Below are 13,387 nucleotides of genomic sequence, written 5' to 3' on the forward strand. Positions count from 1 at the left end.
GGGGGCGGAGCTCACAAAGACGAGCGAAATCCCTGCGATCCCGCCCCATCCAAACATCCCCGGTTACTGCGCAACAGGCCCACAAGGGGAGAAGGAGACGCCGTATGAGCCAACTCGGCGCAACCATCACCAAAGAAGGCATCCGCTTCGCCGCATGGTCCTCGTCGGCTCGGCGCATCTGGGTCTCGATCTTCGACCAGCGCGGCAACCGCGAAATCGACCGACTGCAACTCCAGTCGGAAGGCGAGGGCGTGCACGCGCTTTTTGTTGCCGGTCTCGGCGCCGGCACCCGATACGGGTTCCGCGCCGATGGCGACTACGCGCCGGAGCAGGGCCTTTGGTTCGATCCCGACAAGCTGCTGGCCGATCCCTACGCCGTCGAGATCGACAGGCCTTATGCCTATGACGGCCGGCTGGCCGCGCGCCGGGGCGAGGGGGCCGATACCGCGCCGCTGATGCCGAAGGCGATTGCCGGCGCCTTGCCGGAACCCTGGCCCGCCTTGCCGCCGCTGTTTCGGCCCGGCGGCCTAATCTACGAAGTGCCGGTACGCGCCTTCACAAAGCTGCATAAGGACATCCCCGAGAAGCAGCGCGGCACCATTGCAGCGCTCGCTCACCCCCTCGTTGTCGAGCATCTGCGAAAACTCGGCGTCGCAGCCATTGAGTTAATGCCGGTGACAGCATCGATCGACGAACGGCATTTGCCGCCACTCGGGCTGCGCAATGCCTGGGGTTATAATCCCGTGACCTTCATGGCGCTCGATCCGCTACTGGCGCCCGGCGGTCTGGCCGAGTTGCGCGGAACGGTCGCCGCGCTGCGCGAGGCCGGCATCGGCACCATTCTCGACCTGGTGTTCAATCACACCGGCGAAAGCGACCGGCTAGGGCCGACATTGTCGCTGCGCGGCCTCGACAGCCGCGCCTACTACCGGCACGAGGCCGACGGCGCTCTGGTCAATGACACCGGAACCGGCAATACGGTGGCCTGCGACCATCCGGTCGTCCGGGACATGGTCCTCGACACGCTTCGCCACTTTGTCCAGCGCGCTGGTGTCGACGGATTCCGCTTCGACCTGGCGCCGATCCTCGGCCGCGGCGACGGCGTTTTCGACGCCGATGCGCCGCTGCTGAACGCCATTCGCAACGACCCTGTTCTTGGCGACCGGGTGCTGATCGCCGAGCCTTGGGATGTCGGACCGGATGGCTATCAGCTCGGCAATTTTCCGCCGCCCTTCCTAGAATGGAACGACAGATACCGTGACGATATCCGCCGCTTCTGGCGCGGCGACGGCGGCATGATCGGTGCGCTGGCGACGCGACTTGCCGGTTCGTCCGACGTCTTTTCCAAAGCAGGCCAGACAACGAGCCGAAGCCTCAATTTCATCGCTGCGCATGACGGCATGACGCTGGCCGATATCGTTGCCTACGAGCACAAGCACAACGAGGCCAACGGCGAACAGAACCGCGATGGTCACGATGACAACCTGTCCTGGAACAATGGCGTCGAGGGTCAGACCGACGACCAGTCAATCGTTGCAGCCCGTTTCGATGACCAGTGCGCGCTGCTGGCGACGCTCTTTGCCTCGCGCGGCACGATCATGCTGACGGCCGGAGACGAGTTCGGCCGCACGCAGCGCGGCAACAACAACGCTTACGCGCAGGACAATGACATTACCTGGCTCGACTGGTCCGGGCGCGACCGGGCGCTGGAGCGGTACACGGCTCTGCTCGCCAAGATGCGTCGTGCCGCGCCGGCGCTTTCGGACACCAGGTTCCTGACCGGAGAGCTGCCAGCCGGCTCGCAAATACCTGACGTCGCCTGGCTGACGGAAACCGGCGTGCCGCTCGATGAAGCAGCCTGGCACGATGCCAGGCGGCACCGGCTGGTCATGGTTCTCGGTAGGGGTGAGAACAGTCGCCTTGCGGTGGTCATCAATGGCGACCGCCGAGCCTGCGTGTTCACGCTGCCGGAACGGGCGGGTTTTCATTGGCGCCCAGCCATCGAAACGGATACTGGCGACATCTCACGGCCGGTGCCTGGGCGAACGGTCATGTTCATCATCGAAAGCAGGACAGCGCGGGCGGGCGCAGGGGGAAGCCATGATGGCTGACAATGCCGAATGGTGGCGCGGCTGCGTCATCTACCAGATCTACCCGCGCTCCTTCCAGGACACGACAGGCGACGGCAGCGGCGATCTCAGCGGCATCACCTCGAGGCTGGCCCATGTCGCATCGCTCGGTGTCGACGCAGTCTGGCTGTCGCCTTTCTTCAAGTCACCAATGGCCGATATGGGTTACGACGTTTCGGATTACTGCGCCGTCGATCCGATGTTCGGCACATCAGAGGATTTCGACGCGCTGGTTGCCGAGGCACACCGGCTCGGCCTGAAGGTGATCATCGACCAGGTCCTGTCGCACTCATCGGATCGGCACGAATGGTTCGTCGAAAGCCGCATGAGCCGCGACAACCCCAAGGCCGACTGGTACGTCTGGGCGGATGCGAAGCCCGACGGCACCGCCCCCAACAACTGGCTGTCGATCTTCGGCGGCCCGGCCTGGGAATGGGACGCGACCCGCAGGCAATATTACCTGCACAATTTCCTCGCCTCGCAGCCGGACCTGAATTTCCACAATCCGCAGGTGCAGGACGCCTTACTGGAAACGGTACGGTTCTGGCTCGAACGCGGCGTCGACGGTTTCCGGCTGGATACGGTCAACTATTACGTCCACGACCGCTGGCTGCGCAGCAACCCGCCTTTGGCGGAAAGCGTCGCCGGCACCAATACGGCAACCAGCCCCTATCTCTATCAGGAGCATCTGTTCGACAAGAGCCAGCCGGAAAACCTTGCGTTTCTCAAGCGCTTCCGGGCCTTGCTTGACGAATATGAAGGCCGCGTCGCTGTCGGCGAGATTGGCGACGAAACTCGTTCCTTGCAGACACTCGCCGCCTATACCGGCGGTGGCGACAAGCTCCAAATGTCCTACACGTTCGATCTGCTCGGCCCGCAATTCTCGGCGTCGCATGTGCGTGGCTGTGTCGAAGCCTTCGAGAGTAAGGTGTTCGACGGCTGGGTTTGCTGGGCGTTCTCCAACCACGATGTCGTGCGCCATGTCAGTCGATGGACAAGGCCGGGCGGAGATCCGGACAGGGTGGCGAAATTCTCGATCGTGCTGCTTTCCTGCTTGCGCGGATCGATCTGCCTTTACCAGGGCGAAGAACTCGGGCTGGAGGAGGCCGAACTGGCGTTCGAGGATTTGCGCGATCCCTTCGGCATCCGCTTCTGGCCGGCAATCAAGGGGCGGGATGGGTGCCGAACGCCGATGGTCTGGGAGGCTGGCGCCGACAATGCTGGCTTTTCGACCGGCAAGCCGTGGCTTCCGGTCCCGGCAAGCCATCGCGCCCGGGCGGTCGACGTCCAGAATGGCGAGCAAACCTCCGTCCTGGCGAGCTACCGGGCGATGCTGGCCTTGCGCAAGCAGCATCCGGCGCTGGTTCGAGGCTCGATCCGGTTCCTCGATGCCGAAGGCGACGTCCTTGCTTTCATTCGCGAAGGCGGTGACGAAAAGCTGCTGTGTGTCTTCAATTTCGCCGACGAGCCGGCCGGCTGGCAATTGCCACCGGATCTGGAAGCGATTGAGCCGAGAGATCTTGGCGGTGCTGCCGGCGTCTTGCAGGAAAGAACTCTGTCGCTGCTGCCGCTGGGCTGCTTCTTCGGCCAGATCGGCTGAGCTCTATTTCATCATCTCATTGAACAAGCACGGAGCGCCCGCAAGTCGCGCCGACAACCCGCACATCGGCCTCGCCGACATGCACGCCGACCGCCGCAAGCACGTTGTAGACCAGTGCGTCGACCGGCGCCGTCACGCCGTTCAGAACCGTTACCACCGCCGGCTTAACCGTTCCGAGCAGGGCCGTCACGTCCAGCCCGAGGCCCAGTGCATTGACGGAGAGCGAGAGGCCACTGACCAGCGATGTCGTGAGCGATTGCGTCAGGTTTTTTGTGGCGGCAGTTTTTATCGTCTTGTTGGCGATATCGGTGCTGTCGAAGGTCAATGTGGTCGGATCGTTGTTGGTGATAGCAAGTGATGAAGAACCCTTCACATCAAGCAGATTGAGGGTTAGCAGCAGAAGCTTCACGCTTACCTGGGCAATCGTGGTGTCGGAGAACGATTGCGGATTGCTGAAATCGGCGAAGGCCGATGGATTGTTGTCTGCGTCGCTGGCGGCAAGGTGCAGCGAGGCCACGCCAGGCTGCGCGGCGATCGAGACCTTGATGCTATCCGGCCGGCCCGTCGGGCAGCTGATGTCAGTCAGCTTGGCTTCCGCATAGGCGACTTCGACATGCAGAGGCAGATTGACGGACAGCAGACTGATGCCGCCGCCGAGATTGGAATTGCCGATGCCGACTGTGGTGACCAGCTTGATTCGTGTCTGCGCGGTGCGCACCACGGTGCCTTTTTCACCTACAGCCAGCCAGGGTGAATATTGCAACGGTTCACCGATGGCGATGGCGAGCGTAGTGGAGGTAAGTCCCGGAATAGTGGCGCCGAGATCGACCTGGACCTGGTTTGAGCCATTGGCCAGCGAGGCGGCGGCACCCAGCATGCCCATCGCGCTTGCGTCGACGGAAAAGCCGGGAGACTTTTGTCCGAGGCCGAGCTTACCGATCGGGCCAAGATCGATAAGATGACTGAGGGGTATCTTGACCGTGTTCGTGGCCCTTGACGCGATCGTCTGCAGCACAAGTTTGCTGGCGCTGCCCGACCCGGACGCATTGGCCATGGCGGTCGCGATCTGGCCTACCGTCGCTTTTGACGCCAGCACGTCGGAATAGCTGACACCTGTCAGTTGCAACTGTACGGCAAGGGCATCGACGAACGAAAGCACGTTGACGTCGGCCGAGATCAGCGCGTTGTAGTCCATGACGCTGAGCGAGATGTTGCCGCCCAGCAACTTGCTTAGAAGCGCGTTAAGGATGCCGCCATTGACGCTGAGGAGCCTTGACCCGACCGAGAACATCGCTTGCGGGGTCACGCTGGCAATGGCTTCGGTGCCGATAATCGGAGTAGGGATGAGCGAACTGGCGAAATACCGGGCGGGGATTTTGTGCAGAGTGACGCGAACGGCGTTGTACGGCGTTTTACCGGCTTCGAAGCGCTTGTCGACACCAACGGAGGAAGCCGCTGAGTATCGACCGCCGGTGACGGACACGACGGTTTTCCCAGCCGTGGGGACGATTGTCTGACCTGGCTTTTGAACAATGATGCCAGGCATTCGGTTGTCACTGAGCGTGGTTACTGCCGCGGCTTCCATATTGTTGATGTTCGACGCCGCGGTGATCGCCGCCAGATCCGTCATCGCCTGGGCTTCCCTGCGCTCCGTGTAGATCGAACCTTCGTCGACGGCGAAGGCCGCAAGCCCCAGGGCGAATGGCGCTATCAGCGCCGTCATGACGGCAAAGTTCGCCTTCTCGTCGCCAACCAGCGAGCGAGCGATCCGCCTGATGCCCCTCAGCAAGAACTGCGACATTCAAATGCCTCCAATCCTTATGGTCGACCTGCGTGAGATCGTGGTTTGCGGCATCGCAAGGCTCGGTAACAGGTTCCAGATCGGCAGGTTGCTCGCATCGTACTGGATCGACACGACGAACTGATTTCCATCGGCCGTGCTGTCCGTCGCCTGATATGTCAGCTTGCCGAAATCGACGAACGGGTATCCACTGGCATTGTTTTTGACGAAACTCGCCACCAGCGCCTGGCGCTCGGTTTGGTTCAATCCGGCAATCGCAGTGCGGGCGGCATCGGCGGCGATCTGCTGTAAGGAGTTGCTTGCACCAAAATAGATACCATATGCAACCATTCCGAGCAGGAGCAGGATGAAGACCGGTGAAAGCAGGGCAAATTCGATCGCGGAAGTTCCGGACTCATCTCCAATTTTGCGTAGATTTGTCCTTCTTCGACACGTGTTTTTTGCCGCTAATGAGACAGCTTTACTGTCTGTCTTATCCATTGCCCTTGTCCACGGAACTTAAGAGGGATGTGCCGAACCCGTCCAAATATGTAACCCGTGGTTGACTAAGAACCAATTAAGACATTCCCGCAAACTGAAATGATCCGCCAGATTATCTCCCACGCACGGGCGTTTTCTGGGCGATGAAACGCAGCCAAGCCCATGGTTCGATCATTGATTGGCCGTTCGCAAGGCGACTATCCCGGCGCCTTACTTTGGGTGACCCCGAGAGACTGTTGAAATAAAAAATCTCCACGTTACTGTTTGGCCACCAGCTGCCGGAAAGGGAACCGGCTGCGCGCTCGAAAGGAACCAGCCAATCGGTTTCGGGGCGTCAACGCTTAGAGACGTGGCTGAAGGGCGACGTCATTAGGGAGAACTCCATGTTGAAACATGTGCTGAAGGCGACGGTACTCGCCACGACCATGGCCTTGGCCGCCGGTACGTTCTATACGCCGGCTTTCGCCGAGACCGTCTACAACCGCGGAGCCGCCGCCGAAGCGGAGACGCTCGATCCACACAAGACCTCGACGGTCTACGAAGCCGATATCATACGCGACCTGTTCCAGGGCCTCGTCATGCATGACCAGAAGACGAACCTCATTCCGGGTGCCGCCGAAAGCTGGACGGTCTCCGACGACGGCACTGTCTACACCTTCAAGCTGCGCAAGGACGGCCTCTGGTCGGATGGCAGCCCGGTGACGGCGGACGACTTCGTTTATTCGTTCCGTCGGCTGGAAGATCCGGCCACCGCTGCCGAATACGCTTCCATGCTCTATCCCGTGAAGGGTGCCGAGGAAGTCAACACCAAGAAGGGCAAGCCGGAGGATATGGGCGTCAAGGCGATTGACGCAAATACTCTCGAAGTCACGCTCAAGGCGCCAACGCCTTACTTCCTGGAGATGCTGACCCATCAGGCGACCTATCCGGTTAACAAGGCGTCCATCGAAAAGCTTGGCGCCGACTGGATCAAGGCAGGCAAGCTGGTCTCCAACGGGGCCTTTACAGCGGCGGAGTGGATTCCCAACGACCATCTGAAGCTGGTCAAGAATCCGAAATTCTGGGACGCCGCGAGCGTCAAGTTCGACGTGGTCAACTACATCCCGACCGAGGATCGCTCGTCTGCGATGAAGCGCTTCGAGGCCGGCGAACTCGACAGTTACGGTGACCTGCCGACCGAACAGCTCGCCGATCTCAAGGCCAAATTCGGCGACCAGGTCCGCGTCGGGCCATATCTCGGCATCTACTATTATGCGATCAAGACCGACAAGGCGCCGTGGGACAATGTCGAACTGCGCAACGCCATCTCTATGGCGATCGATCGCGACTTCCTGGCCGAGAAAGTCTGGCAGAATTCGATGCTGCCCGGCTATTCGATGGTACCTCCGGGCATCGAGGGCTACACGCCGGCACTGGCAAAATACGCCGACATGCCGCAGATCGACCGCGAAGATGAAGCCAAGAAAATCCTGGAGAAGCTCGGCTATACGCCCGAGCATCCGCTGAAGATGCAGATCCGCTACAACACTTCGGAGAACCACAAGAACACCGCTGTCGCCATCCAGGAACAGCTGAAGCCGCTCGGCGTCGAGGTCACGCTGCTCAACACCGACACCAAGACCCACTACTCCTTCCTCGAGCAAAAGGGTGACTATGACGTGGCGCGTGCCGCCTGGATCGCCGACTACAAGGATCCGGAAACCTTTCTCGGCATCTCTCGCAAGGCCAGTGGCAACAACTATTCGGTTTACAACAGTCCGAAATTCGAGGCAGCCATGGACGAGGCGGCCGCCGCGGGCGGCAAGCCCGAAGAGCGTATGAAGAAACTCGCCGAAGCCGAGCGCATCCTCGTCGACGACGTCGGCGAGATCCCGCTTCTCTACTACAGCTACCACGATATCGTTTCCTCGAAGCTGCATGGCTTCGACGACAATGTGATGGACATCCATCCGTCCCGCTTCATCAGCAAGGACTGATCCCTTAGCTGGGCCGCCGCGCAACTCAATGCGCGGCGGCGCTGGTTTGCCATCGCATCGGCCCGGGAACCGGAATCGATTTTCGGCAATGTCGGTGCGAAGATTGAAGGCTAGAGCGCAATCGTCCAGCTGGACGCGCGCTCTGGATCAAGCGGGGCACCGATGCTGCGTTACGTATTCCGGCGGCTTCTGACCGCCATTCCGACGCTGTTCGTCATCGTGACCATAGCGTTCTTCCTGATACGTGTCGCGCCGGGCGGCCCGTTCAACCAGGAGCGGGGTCTGAGCCCCGAGATCAGGGCCAATCTCGAAGCCCAGTTCGGCCTCAATGATCCGCTCTGGTTGCAGTACGTCCACTATCTGGGCAATCTTCTGCGCGGCAATTTCGGTCCCAGCTACAATATGCCGGATTTCACCGTCGGCGAGTTGTTCAGGGAGGGCCTGCCGATCTCGATCCAACTCGGCGCTTCGGCACTCGTTCTGGCGCTGCTCCTCGGCAGCGTGCTCGGCACTGTTGCGGCGCTCAACCAGAATAAGCTTGCCGACTATTCGGTGATCGCGCTGGCGACCGCCGGCAGCACCATACCGACCTTTGTCATCGCCCCGGTAATTCAGCTTGTATTCGGATTGACGTGGAAGCTGCTGCCGATCGGTGGCTGGGGCGATGGAGCCCTCATCAACAAGGTCGGCCCGGTGCTGACGCTCGCTCTGCCGCAGATCGCCATCGTTGCCCGCCTGATGCGCGGCTCGATGATCGAATCGCTGCACTCGCATCACATCCGTACCGCGCGCGCTCTCGGCCTGTCCGACTGGTCAGTCGTCGTCAAGCATGCGCTGCGCGGCGCCATCCTGCCGATCGTCTCCTTTACCGGTCCGGCAGCTGCAGCCCTTCTCACCGGCTCGATCATCGTCGAGACCATCTTCTCTATACCGGGCATCGGCCGCCATTTTGTCGTTGCCGCGCTCAACCGCGACTACACTCTGGTTATGGGGACGGTGGTGGTCATCGCGCTCTTCACCATTGTCTTCAACCTGATCGTCGACGTCCTCTATGGTGTCGTCGATCCGAGGGTGCGCTATGACTGATATCGCAGTTGCCGCACCGGTCGTCGGCCGATCCCTGTGGGGTGACGCCTGGGCGCGCCTCAAGGCCAATCGCGCGGCCATGTTCAGTCTGTATTATCTTGCCTTCATCACCGTCATCAGTGTGTTTGGGCCCTATTTCGTGCCGCACCAGTATACCACCATCTATGCCGACTATGTGCGCACGCCGCCGAGCTTCTCCGCCTATCCGCAGGCCGACATGATCGAAGGCGCTCTCGATGAGGCGATCAGGCGTATGCGCGTCGACATTAAGGATTGGCGGCAGGAGGGGAGCCGTGTGTTCGTTACCGTCAGATCGTCCAAGCCGATCGACGACCGCAACATTCGCTACCTTGATCGTTCCGATACCTTCGATGACACAAAGATCGAGAGCAAATCGCCGGATGGTCTCGAAATGGTGATGAGTGCCTCGATCAAGCAGCAATATTTCCTGTTCGGCACCGACAACACCGGCCGCGATCTGCTGTCGCGAACGCTGATGGCCGGGCGCATATCGCTGGCCATCGGATTGCTTGCCGGCATTGTGGCCGTGGTCATCGGCGTGCTCTACGGCGCCACCGCAGGCCTTGCCGGCGGCAGGGTCGACGAGGTGATGATGCGTGTCGTCGATGTGCTCTATTCTTTGCCGTTCATCTTCTTCGTCATCATGCTGGTGGTGTTTTTCGGCAGGAACTTCGTGCTGATGTTCCTGGCCGTCGGCGCGGTGCTGTGGCTCGACATGGCGCGCATCGTGCGCGGACAGGCGCTGTCGATCCGCCGACAGGAATATGTCCAGGCGGCGGAGGCGATGGGCGTCGGACAGCGTGGCATTTTGCTGCGCCACGTCATCCCCAATTTGCTCGGGCCGGTGGTGATCTACATGACGCTGCTGGTGCCGCAGGTCATCATCCTGGAAAGCTTCCTGTCGTTCCTCGGGCTCGGCGTCCAGGAGCCGATGACAAGCTGGGGCGTGCTGATCTCGGTTGGCGCCCAGAACATCGGCTCGGCCAACTGGCTGCTTTTGTTCCCGGCATTCTTTCTCGTCTCGACGTTGTTCGCGTTGAATTTCGTCGGCGACGGCCTGCGCGACGCGCTCGACCCGAAGGATCGTTGAGAGATGGCTGCTTCCGAAACCATCCTCAGCGTCAAGGACCTTCGGGTCCGCTTCCGCACCCTCGACGGTGTGGTGGAGGCGGTGAAGGGCATCAATATCCACGTCAAATCAGGCGAGACCGCCGCCGTCGTCGGCGAATCCGGTTCCGGCAAGAGCCAGACGATGATGGCGGCGATGAGCCTGCTCGCCTCGAACGGCGAGGCCACCGGCACAGTCGATTATCGCGGCCGCAATCTTTTGACCTTGAGCAAGCCCGAGCTCAACAAGATCCGCGGCCGCAAGATCAGCATGATCTTCCAGGAGCCGATGACGTCGCTAGACCCGCTCTATTCGATCGGCAACCAGTTGATCGAGCCGATCCGCAAGCATCGCGGACTTGGCGCCGCCGCGGCGCGCGAGGAGGCGCTCAAGCTGCTGCGGCTGGTCCATATTCCCGATCCGGAGCGGCGGATGAAATCTTATCCGCACGAGTTGTCGGGCGGTCAGCGCCAGCGCGTCATGATCGCCATGGCGCTGGCCAACGACCCCGACATACTGATCGCCGATGAGCCGACCACCGCCCTCGACGTCACCATCCAGGCGCAGATCCTCATGCTGCTCGCCGAATTGCAGCGCAAGCTCGGCATGGCGATCGTCTTCATCACCCACGATCTCGGCATCGTCAGGCGCTTTGCCGATCGGGTCTATGTGATGCGCTATGGCGAAGTGGTCGAGGAGGGCGAGGCGGAAGCGATCTTCGCCAACCCGCAGCACGCCTACACCAAGATGCTGCTTGCCGCCGAACCGACCGGCACCAAGGCGCCGCCGCCGCCGAATGCCCCTGTCCTGCTTGAAGGCAGGAACGTCGAGGTGACCTTCAAGATCGGCGGCGGATTTCTTGGCGGCGAGCCGCTGCTGCTGCGCGCCGTCGATCGCATTTCGATACGGCTGAAGCGCAACCAGACGATCGGCATCGTCGGCGAATCCGGCTCGGGAAAATCGACGCTCGGCCGCGCCTTGCTGCGGCTCCTGCCCAGCGACGGCATCATCCGGCTTGGCGACCGCGACATTTCCCACGCCGACCGCCAGGCGATGCGGCCGCTGCGGCGCGAATTACAGCTGGTCTTCCAGGATCCATTCGGCTCGCTGTCGCCACGCATGACCGTCGGCCAGATAATCACCGAGGGGCTTCTGGTCCACGAGCCCAATCTGTCGGGCAGGCAGCGCGATCTCCGCGCGGTCGACGCCTTGCTCGAAGTAGGGCTCGACCCGAACACGCGTAACCGCTATCCGCATGAATTCTCCGGCGGTCAGCGGCAGCGCATCGCCATTGCGCGCGCCATGATACTCAAGCCTAAAGTGGTGGTGCTGGACGAGCCGACCTCGGCGCTGGACCGCTCCGTGCAGAAGCAGATCGTCGAATTGCTACGCAAGCTGCAGGCCGACCACGAACTGTCCTATCTGTTCATCAGCCACGATCTCGCCGTCGTGCGCGCCATGGCCGACTACATTATCGTCATGAAACAGGGCAAGATCGTCGAGGAGGGACCGGCCGAGGCGATCTTCAGCAATCCGCAGGCAACCTACACACAGACACTGATGGCCGCGGCCATCGATGTCACGCGATTTCGTCTGAGTGCATAGCCTTGCTGGCGATCCGCCACATGTCGACGTCGCACAGTACAGGCCACATGGCGCGGGTGTAGCGAAGCACATTCGGGGTGACATCGTCGCCGAGCCCGGCTTCCACGCGGCAGGTGCGGAACGCCCTCCCGATGCGCTTTGTCGGTTCGCCCAGGCTGTCATGGACGACCGGCCCGCAGTCGCAATCGATGCGCTTCCAGCGGCGCATATGGGCGATCAGCCGGGACGGCAGTTGCGCCGGCGGACGCCATTTCTTGCTTTTTTTCGCGCGCTGATCTTTGCAATAGAGCACGCCGCGGCCAAGGTCTGGCCAAGCTCCTGCGGCCTCGCCATCCCAATTGAGTTCCAGGATTGAACGATGTCGGCAGCCCGTGTAGAGCCCCACAATGATGAACCGGCAGAGATGAGCGTACTGACCATGCTTCCGGCGCAGCCGCAATGCCGCGCGCAGCAGTCCCGCTGCTTCCTCGCGCGTCAGCGAGCGCTCGCGCGCTGCTGGTTTGTCTGGCAAGGTGACGGACGGCTTCGGATCGAGACCGTATTCCTTGGCCCAAAAGTTGATCGCCGAGCGGAGGTCCTCAAGATCGCGACGCGGGCCTGATGTAAAGTTCTTGTCTTGCCACGCCGGGAGTAACGCACGGCGGGTCTCCATCGCGGCGGCGTTGAGCTTGGCGATTCGTTCACGCTCAACCCGATTGCACTCGCGCGAACGGTGCTCGACGTAGGCGCGGCAGCGATCTTTATTAATGCTGGCGACCGGTTCGGGGCCGAAGAATTCGTTCAGAAAACGCATCCTGGCGAGAAATTCCTTGCGACCGGCAATCTTGGCCTGGCGTGCTTCGGTGTAGGCGGCGAGGATGTCACCGACAGTCAGGCGGCGGGCATTGGCCCTGGAGATCGGGGGCTGATATTTGCCGGCGGCGGCAGGCCCGAGTTGAGGGGGCAGCATACCTGCGGCGCTAGACACTGCCCCCATGCGGGCATGATGATGGGTCGTCACGATGGTCCCCTTTTTCGCTACGAGCTTGTTCGTCCTGCGGACGGGGATCATTTAGAAGAGGCAACAAGACCGGCTTTGCAACAAGCAAAATGGGCGATAGTGCCGTGAGATGCAAAGACTTGCGAAATGCGGCGCAGAATAGCACCGGCTTGGCTTTCCCGCCGGACGACGAGTCTTGGTGAATTCCCCGAGGTAGCTGACAGCCGCATCAAAATGCTGGCTCGGGCTATCCCATGTTCCGGCTGCAACTGAGATATAAGTCTCACGCCGACCTTGACGGGACGACTTGGCATTTCGAAGCGGGGGAGGTTTCCGGTGCCTTGGAAATCCGCTTTTTTCGGTGACGAACATGCCGCGATCCGATGCCACTGCGGGCACCGCGTAGCCCCTCGGCCGAACCTCTTTTTGTCGAATGTACAGGCACAACTTGCAAGAGCCCTTACGAGCCCTGAGCCATCCCTCCCGGGATGGACCGGAGTGGACATGTGAGCGGCCCGAGACATAGGTGACGATTTGTACCGGACACATAGTGTAGTGCACCCCGATTCTGAGACACGAGAAGGGTAACAGTTCTCCATTAA

9 protein-coding genes are annotated in these 13,387 nt (G+C 61.2%); 6 read left to right on the forward strand and 3 right to left on the reverse strand.

Going from position 1 to position 13,387, the window contains the following annotated elements:
- Positions 1-104: 104 nt before the first annotated feature.
- Together glgX and bglA are read left to right on the forward strand one after the other, a co-directional pair.
- Entirely contained in the window at positions 105-2,111 is a 2,007-nt protein-coding gene (gene glgX / locus NKH98_RS32205; RefSeq protein WP_352904226.1) for a glycogen debranching protein GlgX, read from the forward strand.
- On the forward strand, positions 2,101-3,729 hold the full coding sequence (gene bglA, locus NKH98_RS32210; RefSeq protein ID WP_352904227.1) for a beta-galactosidase BglA: 1,629 nt from the start codon (positions 2,101-2,103) through the stop codon (positions 3,727-3,729). The genes glgX and bglA overlap by 11 nt, the downstream gene beginning before the upstream one ends.
- 16 nt (positions 3,730-3,745) lie before the next feature.
- Here bglA and NKH98_RS32215 read toward each other — a convergent pair whose 3' ends face one another.
- Entirely contained in the window at positions 3,746-5,452 is a 1,707-nt protein-coding gene (locus tag NKH98_RS32215; RefSeq protein WP_352904228.1) for a pilus assembly protein TadG-related protein, read from the reverse strand.
- A 78-nt stretch (positions 5,453-5,530) separates the two neighbouring features.
- Positions 5,531-6,010 carry a TadE/TadG family type IV pilus assembly protein gene (locus tag NKH98_RS32220; RefSeq protein ID WP_352904229.1) on the reverse strand — a complete coding sequence of 160 codons (480 nt, stop codon included), beginning with the start codon at positions 6,008-6,010 and terminating at the stop codon, positions 5,531-5,533.
- Between the two features lie 383 nt (positions 6,011-6,393).
- Here NKH98_RS32220 and NKH98_RS32225 point away from each other — a divergent pair, with 383 nt between their 5' ends.
- The 4 genes from NKH98_RS32225 to NKH98_RS32240 all read left to right on the forward strand — a co-directional run bounded on the left by NKH98_RS32225 (position 6,394) and on the right by NKH98_RS32240 (position 11,806).
- A complete protein-coding gene (locus tag NKH98_RS32225; RefSeq protein ID WP_352479492.1) occupies positions 6,394-7,986 on the forward strand; it encodes a peptide ABC transporter substrate-binding protein in 1,593 nt (530 codons plus the stop codon).
- A gap of 162 nt (positions 7,987-8,148) precedes the next feature.
- On the forward strand, positions 8,149-9,072 hold the full coding sequence (locus tag NKH98_RS32230) for an ABC transporter permease subunit (RefSeq protein ID WP_352479493.1): 924 nt from the start codon (positions 8,149-8,151) through the stop codon (positions 9,070-9,072).
- Positions 9,065-10,183, forward strand: coding sequence for an ABC transporter permease (locus tag NKH98_RS32235; protein ID WP_254819905.1), 1,119 nt, complete (start codon positions 9,065-9,067; stop codon positions 10,181-10,183). The genes NKH98_RS32230 and NKH98_RS32235 overlap by 8 nt, the downstream gene beginning before the upstream one ends.
- Positions 10,184-10,186: 3 nt before the next feature.
- Positions 10,187-11,806, forward strand: a complete 1,620-nt coding sequence (locus NKH98_RS32240; protein ID WP_352904230.1) for an ABC transporter ATP-binding protein — start codon at positions 10,187-10,189, stop codon at positions 11,804-11,806.
- Here NKH98_RS32240 and NKH98_RS32245 read toward each other — a convergent pair.
- Positions 11,781-12,806, reverse strand: a complete 1,026-nt coding sequence (locus NKH98_RS32245; protein ID WP_352904231.1) for a site-specific integrase — start codon at positions 12,804-12,806, stop codon at positions 11,781-11,783. The two genes, NKH98_RS32240 and NKH98_RS32245, sit on opposite strands and share 26 nt — an antisense overlap.
- Between the last annotated feature and the right edge of the window lie 581 nt (positions 12,807-13,387).

Origin of the sequence: Mesorhizobium sp. M0833 (genome assembly GCF_040319905.1) — a bacterium.
Taxonomy (GTDB): Bacteria; Pseudomonadota; Alphaproteobacteria; order Rhizobiales; family Rhizobiaceae; genus Mesorhizobium.